The sequence below is a fragment of the Parasalinivibrio latis genome (assembly GCF_036825535.1).
Classification (GTDB): domain Bacteria; phylum Pseudomonadota; class Gammaproteobacteria; order Enterobacterales; family Vibrionaceae; genus Parasalinivibrio; species Parasalinivibrio latis.
In genome coordinates this window covers 327272-345076 of the sequence record NZ_CP098813.1, presented here as the reverse complement: position 1 = coordinate 345076, position 17805 = coordinate 327272, and the positions used below count along the sequence as shown (strand labels likewise).

The window sequence follows — 17805 nt, the reverse complement described above, 5'->3', positions numbered from 1 at the left end:
ATGCATAGCCTGATTAACCCGCAGCAGAACGGATGTGCCAACCCTATCCGGAATGGCCAATCACCGGACTGGGGAAGTATTTTTGAAGCCAACCTGTCATCGGCTAAAGATGACAGGCTTCGCCATTTCTATGCATCCGGTGTCGTCGATGCGTCTACGCCCGTTAAAGACATTGAGTTTGTCGCGCTGGATTTTGAGACTACCGGATTGGATTGCCGAAAAAACGATATTGTCAGTATTGGTTTGGTACCGTTTACGCTGAACCGAATCCGGTGCGGTGAGTCACATCACTGGATAGTGAATCCCCGAAAGCCGCTTGGTGAGGAGTCGGTGGTTATCCATGGGATTACCCATTCCGATGTTGAAGGCGCGCCGGACTTGCGCCGTATCCTTGATGAAGTACTCGATTGCCTCGCCGGACGTATCGTCGTGGTTCACTACCGGAATATCGAGAGAGGCTTTTTTGATGCCGCACTCCGCGCGCGGATTAAAGAGGGTATCGTTTTTCCAGTGGTTGATACCATGGACCTTGAGGCCAGGGTTCACAGAGCGAAACCGCCTGGGTTCTGGGCTCGCCTCCTGGGTAAAAAACGCGAATCTATTCGCCTGGCAGACAGCCGGGCACGGTATAATCTTCCTTTCTATCAGGGACACAACGCACTGACTGATGCGCTTGCGACCGCAGAACTCCTGCAGGCCCAGATTGCGCACCGGTACAGTCCGGATACCCCGATTTCAGTTATCTGGAGATGACAAGAAAGATGAAAACCCCATGTCGCGCTGCCTGTAAAAATGAAGGCGGGATCTGCAGTGGATGCAAACGTACGATGAAGGAAATCGCAGATTGGAAGGAGATGACAGAAAACCTTCGCGAAGAAAAAATGTCAGAGCTCGACGGTTCGAGCTTTACGCATTTATGCCCACAATGCGGCAACGCAACACATTGTGACATCAGCGCAGGGAAGGATACCTGTTGGTGTTTTTCAGTTGAGTGCAGGGAAGTATCAGGTGAATCTTCAGTGTGTTTGTGCAGAAATTGCCTGATGGAAAAACCATTAGCTTAATATATGGGCCGGACATTGTCAGACCGACGCATCCGGCCTAATAGACAATCAGTTTGGGCAAATATCTTTCGAAGATCAATCTTTCAGAAAATACATCATTTTTAAGAAATTAAATTCATATTCAATTTAACCAGCCTCTCATATATTGATATAACTGGTTCAGAGTTAATACGTCTTTATTTATATTTCTCTACGAACTACCAATTATATTATATAAAACAAATTGCATGACGGTAGTCGTTATGGAGAGGGGTTTGTCTAATGACGTTAAAAATAAAGTTATTCGTGACGTTGACTATGCTGACTATGATAATCATCGCAGTTGGATTAACGGGTACATTTTCATTGGATAGCCAAAGTACCCGTTATAGAAATATTTCCGAACTGAGAACTGTAACTGATGAACTTAATTCAGCCAGGATTGCAGTGGTTGATTATATGTTGACGGGTAAACAGGAATTTAAGGATACGGTAACGAAAGAGCTGGAAGAAGCTATTGCTGTTCTTGACGCGGTTCAGGAAAGATATACATTCGATGCTGCCTATATTGAGGAGCTTTCAATTATCGAAGGTTACCTGGCTGTTTTTTCATCTTCTTTCAACGAATTTTCTTCCATTTACGAGCAACAGAAAAAAACGGAAGTCAGCCGGAATTCCAGCGGGCAGGTAATGATTTCTTTGTCATCTATTTTAGTTGATGACGCTGCGCGATTTTCTGAAAAGAAAGATGCCGGAATCAGTGATAAGTGGTTCCATACCGCGGCAATAAGCCTGAATAAATCATTCTTTAATATGCATATAAGCGCTATGCGGTATAGTGGTGATCCAACAGGTGATAATGCACGTTTTCTAGCTAAAAATGTGAAAGATGCAACTAAAAAATTGAAGCGTACATTGGGGCTGGCGACTCAATCTTCCGCAAAGGAGCGATTGAAATCAATTGATTCTGAGTTTAAGAACTACACCCAGCTTGTAGAACACAGCCGGACATATAACGAGCAGCTTAATACTGTGCGTTTACAGCTTCAAGGCGCGGTAATGAACGCAAGCAATACTGTCAGCGCACTTAACCAAAGTGAACAAAGTAAGAATTCGACTTACAGTTCAACAGTCAAAACACTTATCTATGTAGTTATTATTGTTGCTTTCGGTCTCAGTACATTGGTAAGCATCTGGCTGATCCGTTCCATTATGGTTCCACTGCGCCAGTCTATGTCATTTGCTTCCCAGATTGCCTCAGGTAACCTGGCAGAAAGACTGGAAGTGTCCCGCAAAGATGAGTTTGGCGTGTTGAATACGGCGCTAAATCAATCTGCAGAGTCACTCAGCAGCATGATTGCGGAGCTGCGGGATGTCTGCTCTTCTATTCTCCAGTCCTGCGAAGTCATGGAACAATCTGTCGGTCAATCCACCCAGGCGGTTGACACTCAGTTAGGGGAAACCTCAGCCATTGCCAACGCCCTGACGGAAATGACAAGCAGTGCGGTCAATATTGCTGACAATACCCGGGATGGCTCAGAGCAAAGTGACCTTGCGAAGAATTCTGCTGCTGAAGGGACAAAGATGCTTGAGCGGTCAATGAATGCAATACGTGCCCTTTCCGATTCGATGGCTGTCGCCTCCAAGTCTGTGACGAAACTGCAGCATGATTCAGAAAACATCGGGAATATCCTGAGCGTTATCCGAGGTATCGCAGAACAAACCAACCTGTTGGCACTGAATGCCGCGATAGAGGCAGCCAGAGCGGGTACGATGGGGCGTGGTTTTGCCGTGGTTGCTGATGAGGTAAGGGCGCTGGCCAGTAAAACCCAGGACTCTGTTGAAGAGATAACTGAAATCGTTGAGACGATACAGAATGGTGCCAACAGTGTTTCATCTGCCATTGAAGAAGCTAACGGCCGCAGTACCGATGTCCGGGAGCTGTCTGCGCATTCCAGTGATGCCTACAAAGACATTGCTTCTGCCATAGAGCGGATAGCCCGGTTTAATGAGGAAGTGTCCCTGGCAGCAGCATCCCAGTCTGCAACTGCTGAGGAAGTAACAGACAACATTATGCGTGTGAAAGATCTTTCCGAAGGTAACGCGCAGCAGCTCCATGAGATTTCTGAACAAGCTGCGACCCAGAGTGAGCAGGCAAAAACACTGTTTAAGCTTGTAGGGGTATTCAAGGTTTAGAGGCGATATTTGAACAAATAAGTCCCGGATATCCGGGACTTTTTTTGTGGCTAGAAAAAGTATCTGGTTGCGATTTGCCACTGCCACTCCTGGCTGGAGCGTGAATTGTTGAAATAGCGGCGAGCTTCGCGTTGGCTGTTTATTCTGTTGTGCTCAATGTGGGCATACCACCCCTTACTGATATTGTATGCCCACGAAAAAGTCAGGCTGTAGCCTGACTCGCTGTTGTTATCGCCGGGGACATTATCTTTGTCCGTAATATCAAAAGCTTCTCCCCTGATACTAAAACTGTGTACGTTCCGGCGGTGGTTTAGAAGTACAGATCCAGCCTCAAAATCCAAATCCACCATTGGAACCAGGTTTGGCGATGTCATTAGTGTCTTGCCCTTCATATATTGGGCGATGAGTTGAATTTTTCCGGGTAAACGCCATTTCCCACCTAGATGGGAAAACTGCGTTCGCCATGCATATTGGCCATTACTGACAATACGGGTATCTGCCCGGTTGTCATAATACCCCGCTTTTATTTCCCCATGTCCTTGCCAACGCCAGCTTCCGGTTATGCTTATACCAGGCTGGTTATCAAGTTCGATAAAAGGTTTTGAATTTCTCGATTGGGTCTGCAATGCGCCACCCGGTTGAAGCGCTGGTGTGAGCAACAAAGGCAAGCTTTCACCAAGCAGGGATTGACGTGAAGACAACGTCCATCCATGCCATGCTAACATTGCACCGGAGGTATCATTGGCCCAGAAAGCATCCATTGATAATTTGTAGTCATGTGGCGAACGGTAGAATTTTCCCAAACGAGAGAGGCTAAGCCTTAAACCCGCATGGCGCGTTTCTTCTGCAAGCCAGGAGTTAATGGTTGAGTAGCTCAGTGTGTAGGGTGAAGACCACGCTGTAGCAAAATTTTCAAAGGTGATGTCAGGGTAATAAAAACCGGCGCGGCCAGATATCCTGAAGCCCTTTTCTGATGGCAACCCACTGTAATTAAGGTAACCTTCGGTCACGCCAAGTTTGTCTTTTACTCCATCAATATAGCCGTTGGCTGTCAGGTGGAGGCTGAAAGGATTGTCCCAGTTGAGCTGATATACCAAGCCGAGTTGTGCCAGGGCAACAGAAGCGTGTGGCTGAAACCTGAACTTCCCGTCTGTACCATCCACATAGCTTGACGACTGGTTATAGATACTTCGAGTGTCGAGTAACCCGGAAAGTACTTGCTCTGTTGCACTGGCTTTTGCCGAACAGGTGAGAAGCATAACAATGACAAAACCAACCGTGTTTCGGTTTATCGCCATGCTTAGCCGCTCCCTTCCTGTTGGTTTATCCATACCTCAAGTGCTTTTGCATCCAGGGGACGGGAGAGGTAGTAACCCTGGCCTTTTTCACATCCCTGGCTTCGGAGCCAGTCCAGACTCCCGGCATCTTCAATACCCTCTGCAACCACGCTAAGTCCCAGACTGTGTGCCATGGAAATCGTGGAGGACACTATTGTCTGGTCGACTGCATCCTGCATCAGGTGTTGTACAAATGAACGGTCGATCTTCAGTTCATCAACGGGCAGTTGCTTGAGCTGTGCAAGAGAAGAGTAACCGGTGCCGTAGTCATCAATAGAAAGTTTAAACCCCTGTTCCTGCAAGCTCTTGAGCTGTTCAATCGCACATTCAGGATCAGCGACCACTGCGTCTTCAGTAATTTCAAGGGTTATTGCATTCAGTGGTACACCGCTCTGGCGGGTTACCTCTGTGACTTTTTGGGCAAAAGACTTGTCTTTGAGGTTTTCAGCAGAAATGTTGATAGCGATATGTATTTCTCGCCCATGAGTCTTCCAGCGTTGGTATTGGGAGATGGCTTCCCTAAGAACCCAGAATGTCAGCGCTTTCATTTGGCCGGTTTTTTCAGCAATAGGAATAAACGTATCGGGCGGGATAATGCCTTTTACAGGGTGCTGCCATCGTACCAATGCTTCTACATGGGAAACCTTTCCGGTTTGCAGAGAAAGTTTGGGTTGGTACCACAGGACTAAGTGGCCGGACTCGATAGCGGATTTAAGCTGGTGGATGAGTTGCAGCCTTTCTACGGTATGTTTGTCATCCTGCGGGTCATAGATTCGATAAACCTCACCGTCATTCTTAGCTTTTCGCATCGCGTTATCAGCCTGACGTAACATACTCACTAGATTCTGGCCGGATGACCAGAAACTGATCCCACAAGTCAGCCGAAGGTGCATGGTGATCCCCTGGCAGTCAAAAGGAATATCCATTGTCTGGATTAAGGAGGGGATCCAGTAAATCAATTCTTCGCGGGTATAGCGTTTGAAAACCAGTACAAATTCATCTGAGGTTAGGTGGCAGCCCAAATCTGGCCCTTCCAGCTTATTCAGGCGCTGACTGGCTACGCTGATCACCTGATCTCCTGTCTGGTATCCCAAAGTTTGGTTCACCTCTGACATACCGCGGATTTTAATTACACACACCGCGACGGGATGACCTTCTGCCAGCCAGCCACCCACTACTTCACTAAGATAATTGCGGTTTGGGAGATTGGTAAGGGGATCATGGTTGGCCTGATGCCGAATCTGGTTTTCGCGGGTTAGCACCGCTTGTTGCATAGACGAAAACTCCCGTGCGAGAGCTTTCATTTCAACGTTGTTTCCGACACTTACTGTGAAGTCATAATTCCCTTGCGCAATGAACTTTGCCTGCTCTATCAGCCTGTTGATTGGATGTGAAACGCTTCTTGTAATGAGCAAAGCCACGATCATTGTGAGGGGCAGCAAGAGGAGTAAAAGCCACAATTGTTGTAACCACTGTTTCTTAAGCGCGCCGAGCAGATCAGAATTTGACTGGTACATATAGACAAGGAGCGTTGATTCACCCAAAGCGCCAATGGGCTCACTCCAAATAAAATAATGTTCGTTACGTTGTTGTCCCTTGAGATGAAGTGACAGGGCTTGTTGATCTTCTTTACTGATTGAGGACTCTGAACTGGAAAGAAAGGTTAATTGACCGGCCGTATCACGCGTTAAAAAACCGACTTTTAATCCTGTGAGCCGGTTAAGGTCTTGTGCTAATGCTTCATCTATGGGGTAACCGAAACCAACCCACCCAATCACTGAGCTGCCACCATTGCTAATTGAGGCAAAGCGTAATTGATAAATACGGTTCTCGATAGGGTATAACATCTCGCGGTCTTTTATTGCATCGAGGTATGGAAACGGCTTGTCACTGTCTGGCCCTTTTTTAATACGGCCTGATTCTGTATCTTGTACCAGTTGGGCAATGACGTCACCGTTGATATCAACGGTCATTGCGATACTGGCATCTATACGCTTGCGGTGGTTGTTGAGTGCTACCAGGAAACTTCTTTTATCTGCATCAATAAAAAATTCTTTCAGCGCGAAATCCTTGGCGACAGTTTCGGCAAAAGCACCAAGATAGGTTTGCCGGTTGGCATATTCACTACGAAAAGCCCATTCTACTTCAGTAAGTTTGTTTTCCAGCTGCTGCGTGGATAATTGTTCATTTGCCCGGAAAGTGAGCCAAAAAGTGACCCCCTGAACGACAAGTAACAGGATGAAAAATGAACTGAAAATTCGAACCGAAAGGCGGTTACAAAGACCCAGCATCAGTAATTATCCAAGAAATCAAAATCATCAAGGCTGCGTTGCTCCGGCACGGCAGACATTTCGGCAGGGATATGAAATGTCACCGGAGTCTTGAGTGGTACCTGGATATCCTGCTTCCAGGAGTTACCGGTAATTTCCAACTGTGGATGCCAGACTGAAAGTTGATATTTCCCAGCCGGAAGGTCACGAAAATCTGTTTTACCCTTGTTATCCGTAAATCCAAAATAAGGTGTATCTACCACCAATAAATGCCCGGACATCCAATCATGGACATTACACCCTAAAGAAATTGCGCCAGAATGGTCGAAGCCATGCAAACGATTTTTTTCCCCTGCCTTAAGGCGAAATGAAAACTTCTTAGGCCCTAAGGCCGAGTAGATATGGTGGCTGATATCATCATCATTAACGAAAGTCACCTCGGTGCCGCGCTGTATTACACTGATATAAGGGGTAAAACGACGTTCACTTTGATGTATTTCCAAGGGGCTGGGTGCAGGGGTTTGTTGTGACGGGCCATACTGTGTCATCGATACAGCGACACCACTCAGAGGTGAGCCTTCAGTATCCAGAAAGCGAAATTCTGATGCAGTCGCACTGCCAGATAGTAGCACTGCTATAAGTCCCTTAACTGTCACACCTGCTCCAAGAATAAAGTTAATTCTCTGTTTTATTACCTATAGCTTAAGACAGGCTATTCAGTAAGTTTATTTCGCCGGTATGAGACATTTTTTTGAACCCTAACCAATTACATATTTCCCGTAAAAGCACCAAGTTGCATCTAATATTCAACGTGTTTTCATCTATATGTAGGCTATCTTTACAGACTGAAAGTTCGATGTGATTGATAGTGCGTTTTCAAATCAATAAAGCGTTGCCTTGCTGGTGGACTGGCTGGAACGATAGATTCAGGAATCAGGCACAAAAAGACCGCTCACTTTTGAAAGTGAACGGTCCAAACAATATTGCGGGATTTGTTAAATAACGGAGTTTAATCTCTGCTATTTAACCTGGCTTTTTAGAAACTGCCCCAGTTCAGAGTGGTGCATGATTGAAGAAACTGGGAGGATGTGGTCAGCCGGGCCCCAGGCAAAAATATTCACAGGAGTGTGAGTGTGGGTACCGGTTCCCCAAACGGTATTTTGCGCGTGCGCATGTTCCCTTGCCAGGACATTACCGCGGTCGTTGTAAGGGAAGAAGGCATCAAAATCTACCAGTGCAGGAATCATTTTAGCCTTAAGGTAAGAATGTCCTTCTGCATGGTACGGATTCGCTTTGTCCTTCAAAACACGTTCTGCCTGCTCTTCAGTGATAGGGAAATCACTGTTGGCATTAACGATTTCCATCAGGCCTTTAGCATTCTTTTTCTCTTCAGGAAGATCGCCATAGGCTTCAAAAATGTTGTAGTAGCTAAGTTTCTGGTTGTAGAGACCATCGAGAATATCAAAGCTACCGAAGTTAAAGTTTGGCTTGTAGTCACGAGTCTTGAAGGCATCGCCCGGACGTTTTTGCGGCTCTGGAAGCGGAGCTGAGGAGTAACTGAAGCCAAAGGATCCCGTCTCATGGTCAGCAGTAACAATAATAATGGTATCGTCGCGACCTTTTGCCCATTCGTAGACTGTGTTGACCGCATCATCAAACTTGATCATTTCATGCAGCATGGTACCGGCATCGTTACTGTGTGCAGCCCAGTCAATCTGACCTCCCTCAACCATCAGGAAGAAGCCATCCTCATCTTTTTCGAGGATTGAAAGTGCTTTCTTCGTCATTTCTTCGAGGGTTGGTTCAGTGCGCTCACTGCTGTTTTTGGTCTGGCTGTTTACAATGCCGTCGGCCATACCCGAGTAGGAGAACAAACCAAGCAGTTTGTCACCGGATGCACTTTCCATCATGCCCCTGTTAAACGCGAGTGAATAGCCCTTGTCAGCAGCTTCGGCAAGCAAATTGCGGTCATCTTTACGCTTAGACTTGAGACGCACTGAGCCCTGGGTCATCTCCTCCAACTGCTTGTAGGTGTCGCCTTTGTCGTTGGTGGATTTTGGAATCCAGTGGCGAATGCCGCCGGAAAGCATGACATCCGGGCCAATTTCCAGCATGTCTGATGCAATACTGTTTTCCAGTGAACGGTGGGGCTGGTGGGCTGCAAAAGCCGCTGGAGTGGCATGTGTCAGCCGGGTATCGGAGATAAGGCCGGTTGCCTTACCCAGCTTTTTGGCCTGCTCAAGTACGGTTTCAACGTGGTGACCGTCACGATCTACGCCTATTACCTCAGAGCCTGTGTACACACCTGTCGCCAGATGGGTAGCAGAACAGGCTGAGTCAACTACGATGGCATCATCCGGATAGGTAAGTGATGAACCAATCACACCTTCTTCAGCGAGTTTACGAATTGCCGTGGGTTTGCCGTTGTAGATGGAAGAAGGTGCGCGTTCAGCATAGGTCTCTAACATACCTACCTGCTGTGGTCCCATTCCGTCTCCGATCATCAAGATAACGTTTTTGATTTCAGAAGAGAGTGCACTAAGTGAAAAGGTCGATGTAATGGCTGCAATGCCAATTATTCCATATTTATTCATTTTCAGATCCGTCATGTAAATTAATTAACAGTAATTGTGGTTCTGTAAAAAATTACAAATTAATCCTAGCAATTTTAGCTTGTCATGGTATAGGATTGTTAAAGAAATGTGACACAAGCATATATGGAGTGATTTTTGAGTAGGGAATTACATCTAAATTGTGCTTTGTTTTATATGAAAATATACGCCTAATAAGTTGTTTGATTTAAAATAAATATGGTTCGCGTTTATTTATCTTTCTGAAATATAAGCATATTTAAATCCCCAGCATTCCTGAGTCAATAACGAGCAGCATTATTTAATAAACAATAAGAAAGTAAGGGCATAAATATCGAGTTGGTTATCTTACAAATACATTCAATATGTAAGGTGACTCATAAAAAGATACTCAGTAGAGGAGAGAAGTTCTTTCGTTTTTGCGGTGGATAGATAGCAGATTGCGACTGAGTCTATTTTTTGTATTAGAAATGGACTGCATAAATGTTGAATATCTATTTACTTGCGAGGCGAACACAATAAAAACCTCGGGTTTCGAGGATAAAACCGTTCCATGGAGAAGGAATGTTTGCTTATGAAGTTAATAAATCAAATGGCGCTAGTGACAGTGATGGCGTCTGCATTTGCGAATGCGCATGTTCATGTAAAACCCTATTTGCAGCAATTGACCGATAGCAGTGTTCATGTGCTGATGGAAGGAGATATTGGTGAAACATATTCTCTGACTCTCAATGAAGGTGGTACACAATCGGTGATTTCGCCGGTAGTTGAGTCAAGGAGTGAAGCAGGGGTTTCCCTTTATCGTTTCCCAATAACAAACCTGTCTGCGTCTACAGAGTACATTTACTCTGTAAAAGATACTGGTTCAGGGGAAGTTTTTGGCCCTTACACCATCAAAACGCTCTCAGACTCAGACACCGCTCGATGGCGAGCTATCGCAACAAGCGATATTCAGGCGCATAGAGCCTCTCAAATTGCTATTTGGGGCAGAGTGAATGATGAAGGTTTTGAAATGTTGGCGGATCAGCAATTCAGATCCTTGTTGTCTGAGGCTTATCAGGCATTGATGATTCCTGGTGATATTGTCGATACTGGCAGTGATGAAGACGAATGGCGAGATGCTTTTTTTGCTCCTGGCAGTGATGTGCTGGCTGAGGTGCCGCTTATTCCAGCGGTTGGTAACCATGACTTACATGGGCATCCGGACAATTATTTTGAATACATGCATCTTCCGGAACATGCTAATGAAAGTGACTATCCGTATCCGGAGCAGTATTTCAGGATGGAGTATCCCGGTGCAATGATACTATCATTGAACACCAACAGGAATAATCCCGCACAGCATACCTGGCTTCAACAACAGCTCAATAGCGTCTGCAACGATGACAGTGTTTCCTTTGTGATAGCACAAATGCATCATCCCCACGAGTCAGAATTGTGGCTTCCGGGCGAAAGCAACTTTGCCCGCACATTAAGTGATACGCTCTCAGAGTTTTCTACTCAATGTAACAAACCAACCATTCACTTGTTTGGTCACACTCATGCTTATTCGAAGGGTGTATCGACTGAACACCAGCATGCGTTTGTTAACGTAGCTTCCGGAGCGGGAACACTGGATTATGTGGGAGAGTTTCCTCAAAGAGACTATGCAGAGTTCGATCAGAGTCTTCCAGTGTATGGTTTTACAACTTTGGATGTTAAGCCTGGAGATAAAGGGTCAATATCCGTAAGAGCTTACTCCATGGGGAATAGAGAAATCGACGAAACATCACAAATACACCAGCAATTTTCATTGGTTAAAAACAATGGGAAACCGGCAACCCCAAGTCTAACTAATACCCCCCTCAAAACTTGCCCGGTAGTAAAAACCTCGCAATTTAGCGACAACGATAGTGACACTCAATATGCAACTCAATTTCAGGTGGTTCCCGGAGACTGTGCCTCGGCTGATTTTTCGGCGGACGGCATTTCCGTATACCAGACTCACCGCAACCGTTTCGGAAACAAGCATCTCCGTTTCAGTGACGAAGCGAACGCTTTGGTGTTACAAAGCCACCACCTTTCAGCGGGCAAGAGCTGTGTGCGTGCTCGCCATCGGGATGAGCACTTTGCGTGGAGCGATTGGTCTGCAAAACAGAGCATCGAGTTAACAGGAAGTGAATCAAGTACAGCTAATTTGCTTACTAACCCAGGGGCTGAGTCTGGGAGCAGTGGCTGGGATTCGGATGCTTTAAATGTGTTGCCGATTGGTGGTTGTGACGACGTGCCGGATGTAGTGTACGGCAGCGGGTATTTCGCTCCGGGTAAAGTCTGTGATACCGGTGTTGAATCAGGGAAAGCATGGCAAGATATTGCGTTAACGAATAACTTGTCCAGTATAGATTCAGGTAAAGGTTGGGCTGAGTTTGGAGGGAAGATTCGCACGTGGAGAAAAGGAAATGACCTGGGTACGTTACGCCTTGTTTATTTGGATCAATCAGACAAAATAATTGGTGAAAGCAGTGTCACCAACGATACTGAAGACTGGACTAATATCAGCGAGAGGGCTTGGATTGAACCGGGAACCCGCAAAATACGTTTCATGATGGAGAGTTCTCACTCCAGCAGTGACAGTGACTCTTATTTTGACGACCTGTTTCTGAAAGTCCGGACAGACGAATTGGGTTGTGAACCTCCCGTAGTAGCACCAGTCTTTATTCAGCAAGGTAATCTGATTCAAAATGCTTCGGCAGAACACGGGCTTGTTGGTTGGCAGTCGGCGGGATTGGAAAGCCTCTCAGAGTCGAGCAATTGTAGCGTACCCTCAGACAATGACACACCGCATTTCTTCGCAGTGGGTGGAGTTTGTCTGGCCGGACAGGCAAAAGCAACGGTAACCCAGAGGCTGGATTTATCCGACTACCATTACTGGATTGAGAAAGGTGAGTTGAACTTGACGCTGAGTGCAACAATGCGTAACTACTCAGGTTCTGACAAGCCCAGCGTTATTGTAGAGTTTTACGGTAACAACTATCAGGATATTGGTGCGTCACCCGTTTCTATTTCAACCAATACCAGCCAATGGACAGAATTGTCACAGCAAGCCTCTGTACCCAAGGGAACGGTGTACGTGAATGTTTCCCTGCAAGGTGAACGTTTCAGTGGCACCGATAACGACAGTTACATTGATGATATTGGATTGGTTGTCTATACCGATACTGCACCTCAGATTACCCACGGTAACCTGGTTAAAAATGGTGATGCCAGCAACGGTACAACAGACTGGGTTGCCGACAACTCAACGGCTATGGACAGCGGTAACTCAAGTTGTACCATTCCGAGCAATAACGACGGGCCGTACTTTAACATTGGCGGTGTTTGTGGAAGTGGTGTTCACGGCGCTTCGTTGCGTCAGACACTGGATATTTCCGGCTATGAATACCTGGTTAAGCAGGGTAAGGCGTCGATAAGCTTCGGTGCGACGATGAGAAGTTGGAGTGGTAGCGACAGGGCTAATGTCCACGTTGAATTCTTCCGTAACGGTACATTGTTGAGCAAAACCACAGTGCTTGAAGGAGATACCGTCGGCTGGAAAGACTTTATGAAAGGGGACTATATTCCGGCAGACACTGACCGTATTGATGTGGTGGTAACCAATACGTGGAAGTCAGGAAGTGATTCCGATGCTTATGCAGATGATATTTGGGTAACCATTTCCCGATAACGTCAAAACAAACAGGCCGCATGATATGCGGCCTGTATTTTAAACGTAGTTAACCATATTAGTTAATAAGCGATACAACACCCGTGTTTGAGTTGTATTCAATTTTAATACTGTCTTTGTCAACCATTGAATACTGGCATACACCACCAGTGGCACTTGATACTTTAAACATTCCACCATCGACAGTGTAATAATAGGTTTTTGGTGAACCTGATGCACCTTCACCTAACCCGGAGTGGTCTAAGGGAGGGCTGTGACTTAATAGGTTATTCCAAAGACGGCCACACATATTTACGCTGGGTACAGTTATATTTGCATGTCCAGCATGTTTATTGTCTCCGGCCTCAATAGGATACCCATTGCTATTGATGTTGTAAGACCCATCATGAAGATTGGCCATATCTCCGACAGCTTGATCGTTACCATGCAACTGCCAATAAAGGTGAACATGTTGCACTGCGTCGCTTAGCGCTCCTTTAGTCCCTTTTGCGGTGGCGAGTCGTGCATCATCAGAAAAATTTAAGAATTTAGGTGCTGCGGTAACCGACAAAATTCCCAAAATAACAATTACCACTACCAGTTCTATTAGCGTAAATCCATTTTGCTTTGTAATATTCATAACCTCTCTAACTGCCCATAATTAGATGAAATGATATATGTGTTACGAATGTAGGCTACCAGTACCGTTGGAGTGAATTCCAGTTAAATTATTAAGAATGGTCGTGAAAACACTGACATTCCATATGGCATATCAACCGATTTAATGAAATTATTTGCATGAAGGGTAATTGTCGGTAATTTGAAATGGAGAGGTTATTTTCATCTGGGGCTTATCCCGAAAAAGGCTAAGTTCACCTTTAATATATGCATAACCCCGACGGGGGTGGGTTTCTTCGCCTGGAATATATCGGTTTACCAATAATTCAATGATATTTTGTCCGATGTCTCCATCGGAGTCTGGAATGAAAAGAGAAAACGGCTGTTGAATTGAACCGATACTGGCTAAGGTGTGCCGTATTGCGATACGTTTAAGATCTCTTATTTCTGTAAAAATAACCACTTCTTCGCCAATTTGTGCTTTCTGAACTATCTCTTGGTAATCCAATCTAGTATTCAGTAAGTCTGAGTGGGCTGACTTCAATGCTCGATATTGGTCTATAATTTGTGCTCGCAGCGACCACCAGGTACCCAATGCAGCATAATTTCGAATTTCGCTGCCATTGACTGTAATCTGATCCCAGATACCGCCACCCTGTTGTTGGGCGTGTCGCTCTGCTTCTGTATACCTAAGATGTAAATGTTCAAGTTGGGCATTGCCATATTTGGTGAAATACGGGCTGTAACCCTCGCGAATCATAGTCTCCTGAAAGTCGACGCCGTTATTATGGACGAAGACAAGGAGGCGGCCGAAATTACCCCGGTATTTTTGCATGCAGACAGCAAGTGGTTCATTGCCTGGAAACTCCAGCGTGACAGTGTCACCTTTGGTAAAGAATGCTTCTGCCCGCTTTTTGGCTTCAACGCCCCAGGGTGTTTTGGGCTTGCCGCTGCCCGCCCGGGATTCTTCAGTATCTAATGCCAAAATCCTGAGTGATTCATCTTCTTCAGCGCCTGGGAGAAAAACCCGGAGAGTATCACCATCAACCACCCGGCTGACTTTGGCATCTACGCGTGTTCCATTGTTCATTTGTGATCCTTTAACGTGGAAGGTATATGTATGCTCTGCATGATATATCTGTCAGTGATGTTGAATTTGAGTATGTGTGAGTCGGTTTACAGGAAGCGTCTTAAAAGTGATCAATCCAGAATATTTGCGTTGAAATAATGGGATAGACTGGTCTTAAGCGAAAAACTGGGTACGTGTTCGGCAGAGGGATGCATGAAAAACTGGCTTTTTTTATTGGTCGCAATTGTGTCAGAGGTCATCGCGACTTCAGCACTGAAAAGCAGTGATGGTTTCAGTAAGTTGTGGCCGTCAGTTACAGTTGTTGCGGGTTACTGTGTTGCATTCTATTTTCTATCCCTGACATTGAAGGTGATACCTGTTGGTATTGCCTATGCAATTTGGGCGGGTCTCGGTGTTGCGTTGATTGCCATTGCAGGCTGGCTGCTCTTCGGGCAAAAGCTCGATATTCCGGCCATCATTGGCTTAGTGTTGATTGTGTCTGGAGTGGTGGTGATGAATGTCTTCTCGGCATCCGTAAAACACTGATTCAAGACCGAGTAGCAACATCCAAGTGATGCAGGCGAACCTATTTCAGATAACAGCACAATTCATTGAATTAGCGCAAATAATTCTAACGGCGAGGTTTTTATAATCGACGCTCACTTTATTGAGCACTTTATGATTATGAAAAAAATCCTTTTGCCTTCTATCGCTGTTCTGCTTCTTGCCGGTTGTTCTGGTGCTAATGTGACCAGCCAAATGCGCGACTTTGATTCTAACAATACAAGCAAAATGATGCGTTGTACTACATTCGCTACTGATTCCTCTGGTGCGAATGAAGCGCTGGCTGAATATGATGGCTGGACGATGATTTATGCATCCGAGTACACCACGGACAACAAATCATCTACTGAAATGACAGTATGTTTTGAAAAAGCGAAAACCAAATAAGTTCTGTTATTTAGTTTGCACAGAATGGCAGCCGCAATCGGCTGCCATTTTTTGTTGAGTCAGGGAGCTTCAAATTCTACACATATCTGTGTGACTTCCGTTGAGCTGAGTGTTTCCTGTGTCAGTGCGCAGAAAAAACTGCCATTTTCCTGATGTTGATTGAACCGGCAATTTCGGCACTGTCCAAATGCTTTTGACCGGTTTGCTTTTTGAACTGTACTGAGCAAATGAGTAAGTCCATCAACCAATGCCGCTGCAGCAGTTTCATCTATGCCGGTAAGCAATGCCGATGTTGTTTCACTGCCAACAATGCGTTCACCTTCATCTGAAAGTTGTAGGTGGATAATCCGCTTATCCTTCTCATCCCGGCTTCGGTAAATTAACGCCTTTTTTTCCAGCACTTTCAGTGTTTGGGAAACGGTTCCCTTTGTCTGTCCCAGGTATTCTGTGAGTGCCATCAGCGTATCTGAGTAACGGTTACAACTTGCCAGGTAGTAGAGTACGTCGAACTGAACCGGTAAAAGTCCGTGTTCGATCAGTTTGTTGCGCCTTTCGTTCCGGAGGAGGGCAGTCACTCGCTCCAGTATGCGCTGTAAGTTTTCTGCATTCTTGTTCATGAGATCAATGGTATCGCCTCGAAACATTCTTGACAAGCTGGAATAAGCGGTGTTTATATAGGTATCGAGTCGAAACTATGTAAGTGATACAAGGAGTGAGTCATGAAGAACCAAACACAATTTAGCCCTTTGCTTCTGGTTGTGATTTGTCTGTTATTTTTGTTAGCCGCATTTTCAGCCTTCGCAGGTGGCAAGCATTCCAACGGAATTGAGGCTAAGCAGGGGAACACAGCCAAACCCAACTTCGATATTGTGCATGCAAAAGTGACGGCATCAGGGAACATAGCCACTTTCCATATGGCGATCTCCGGGAAAGCTGGCGCGTCAACTCCGGTGGCAACCGGTAAAGTTGCGGGGTCTGAGGCGTTTGCTTACGTCTGGCCCACTACGCTTAATGCTTATGATGTCGGGTTCGAGAAAGATGCAGGTATTCTGGCTCTGGCGGTGGCAAGTCACCCGGATTTCGATGACACACCGCTTTTCGATGAGAATGGTGACACGAATTATGACAACGACGGTAACGTGTGGCATTCACACTGGGTGGTACTTACGCCGGATGACCGCTGTGGCGAAGGAAAACTTGCTGTAAAAGATATCCCGCAAGGTCAGACGCCCCGGCTGCCCCGGACATGGCCCGGTTTACCAATACTGATTGACAGTCCGGGATACGACCCAGTACTTACCGGGGAGTCGGTAGATATCCGGGTTCCTTTCCCGGATGCTGCAGTCATTGATTCTGCAGGCTATGACGCGGTGACGTCCGGCCTGAGAGTAAATGCAAACCTCCATGCGCCATTTTTCTGTGTGGTCGATGTGTTCGATGTCGCGTCGGGTGATCTCAGTCTTCCCGGCAAGGTCAATCAGTAAAGGAGGTGAGATGAACTATCCAAGGTACGGGTTAGCACCGGAGCTCACTGCCAGTGAGTGGTTTAATGTTGAACAACCGCTCTCACTCGCAGATTTGAGGGGAAAAGTGGTGGTGCTTTATGTGTTCCAGATGCTTTGTCCCGCTTGTGTATCACATGGTGTACCGCAGATGCGCAAGCTTCAGCAGCATTTTGGGTCAGCAGAAATTCAGGTGCTCGGACTGCACTCAGTGTTTGAACACTATGAAGCAATGGGACCGGTATCCCTGGACGCCTTTTTACATGAATACCGGATTAATTTTCCTGTGGCGGTTGATGAACCGGGTGGTATAGATCCCGTACCCAAAACGATGCAGGAGTTCCGGTTACAGGGAACCCCAACAGTCGTTGTGATAGACCGTGACGGATACATTCGCTTTCATGCATTGGGTCCGTTGGATGACATGGTTCTGGGTCATGTTATCGGTACGCTGATGAGTGAAGATGAGACTGATCACCTCAACATTGCAGAAGATGGTTCTGAAGGTTGGCCTGAATAGTTCAGGGAATATCCAAGAACAGAAAG

15 protein-coding genes are annotated in these 17805 nt (G+C 46.0%); 8 read left to right on the top strand and 7 right to left on the bottom strand.

Features of this window, described 5'->3' with window-relative positions:
• The 3 genes from NF212_RS18750 (at position 1) to NF212_RS18740 (ending at position 3239) form a co-directional block, all read left to right on the top strand.
• Positions 1-753 carry a 3'-5' exonuclease gene (locus NF212_RS18750; RefSeq protein WP_434362282.1) on the top strand — a complete coding sequence of 251 codons (753 nt, stop codon included), beginning with the start codon at positions 1-3 and terminating at the stop codon, positions 751-753.
• A gap of 8 nt (positions 754-761) precedes the next feature.
• Entirely contained in the window at positions 762-1064 is a 303-nt protein-coding gene (locus tag NF212_RS18745; protein ID WP_434362280.1) for a DUF1289 domain-containing protein, read from the top strand.
• A gap of 261 nt (positions 1065-1325) precedes the next feature.
• Positions 1326-3239, top strand: coding sequence for a methyl-accepting chemotaxis protein (locus NF212_RS18740; RefSeq protein ID WP_434362278.1), 1914 nt, complete (start codon positions 1326-1328; stop codon positions 3237-3239).
• 50 nt (positions 3240-3289) lie between these two features.
• Here NF212_RS18740 and NF212_RS18735 read toward each other — a convergent pair whose 3' ends face one another.
• From NF212_RS18735 to NF212_RS18720, 4 genes are all read right to left on the bottom strand, one after another.
• Entirely contained in the window at positions 3290-4537 is a 1248-nt protein-coding gene (locus NF212_RS18735) for a hypothetical protein (RefSeq protein ID WP_434362276.1), read from the bottom strand.
• 2 nt (positions 4538-4539) lie between these two features.
• Positions 4540-6867 carry an EAL domain-containing protein gene (locus tag NF212_RS18730; protein ID WP_434362274.1) on the bottom strand — a complete coding sequence of 776 codons (2328 nt, stop codon included), beginning with the start codon at positions 6865-6867 and terminating at the stop codon, positions 4540-4542.
• Positions 6867-7502: a hypothetical protein gene (locus tag NF212_RS18725; protein WP_434362272.1), complete on the bottom strand. Its 636-nt coding sequence runs from the start codon at positions 7500-7502 to the stop codon at positions 6867-6869. The genes NF212_RS18730 and NF212_RS18725 overlap by 1 nt, the downstream gene beginning before the upstream one ends.
• Before the next feature lie 363 nt (positions 7503-7865).
• Positions 7866-9440, bottom strand: coding sequence for an alkaline phosphatase (locus NF212_RS18720; RefSeq protein WP_434362270.1), 1575 nt, complete (start codon positions 9438-9440; stop codon positions 7866-7868).
• 571 nt (positions 9441-10011) lie between these two features.
• Between NF212_RS18720 and NF212_RS18715 the strand changes: the two genes are divergently transcribed.
• Complete coding sequence (locus NF212_RS18715; protein WP_434362268.1) at positions 10012-13140, top strand: metallophosphoesterase family protein; 3129 nt, start codon at positions 10012-10014, stop codon at positions 13138-13140.
• A gap of 58 nt (positions 13141-13198) precedes the next feature.
• On the opposite strand, the gene NF212_RS18710 is transcribed toward NF212_RS18715, so the two are convergent.
• Both NF212_RS18710 and NF212_RS18705 read right to left on the bottom strand, forming a co-directional pair.
• Positions 13199-13759: a type IV pilin protein gene (locus NF212_RS18710; protein WP_434362266.1), complete on the bottom strand. Its 561-nt coding sequence runs from the start codon at positions 13757-13759 to the stop codon at positions 13199-13201.
• A gap of 150 nt (positions 13760-13909) precedes the next feature.
• Positions 13910-14827: a thermonuclease family protein gene (locus tag NF212_RS18705; protein ID WP_434362265.1), complete on the bottom strand. Its 918-nt coding sequence runs from the start codon at positions 14825-14827 to the stop codon at positions 13910-13912.
• Between the two features lie 192 nt (positions 14828-15019).
• Here NF212_RS18705 and NF212_RS18700 point away from each other — a divergent pair, with 192 nt between their 5' ends.
• Positions 15020-15352: a DMT family transporter gene (locus NF212_RS18700; RefSeq protein ID WP_434362263.1), complete on the top strand. Its 333-nt coding sequence runs from the start codon at positions 15020-15022 to the stop codon at positions 15350-15352.
• Between the two features lie 132 nt (positions 15353-15484).
• Positions 15485-15757, top strand: coding sequence for a hypothetical protein (locus NF212_RS18695; RefSeq protein WP_434362261.1), 273 nt, complete (start codon positions 15485-15487; stop codon positions 15755-15757).
• A 59-nt stretch (positions 15758-15816) separates the two neighbouring features.
• Here NF212_RS18695 and NF212_RS18690 read toward each other — a convergent pair whose 3' ends face one another.
• The gene (locus NF212_RS18690) at positions 15817-16374 is read right to left on the bottom strand and encodes a MarR family winged helix-turn-helix transcriptional regulator (protein ID WP_434362259.1); all 558 of its coding nucleotides are present in this window, start codon (positions 16372-16374) and stop codon (positions 15817-15819) included.
• A 102-nt stretch (positions 16375-16476) separates the two neighbouring features.
• Here NF212_RS18690 and NF212_RS18685 point away from each other — a divergent pair, with 102 nt between their 5' ends.
• Both NF212_RS18685 and NF212_RS18680 read left to right on the top strand, forming a co-directional pair.
• Positions 16477-17241, top strand: coding sequence for a hypothetical protein (locus NF212_RS18685; protein ID WP_434362258.1), 765 nt, complete (start codon positions 16477-16479; stop codon positions 17239-17241).
• A gap of 10 nt (positions 17242-17251) precedes the next feature.
• A complete protein-coding gene (locus NF212_RS18680) occupies positions 17252-17779 on the top strand; it encodes a peroxiredoxin family protein (RefSeq protein WP_434362256.1) in 528 nt (175 codons plus the stop codon).
• Positions 17780-17805 lie beyond the last annotated feature (26 nt).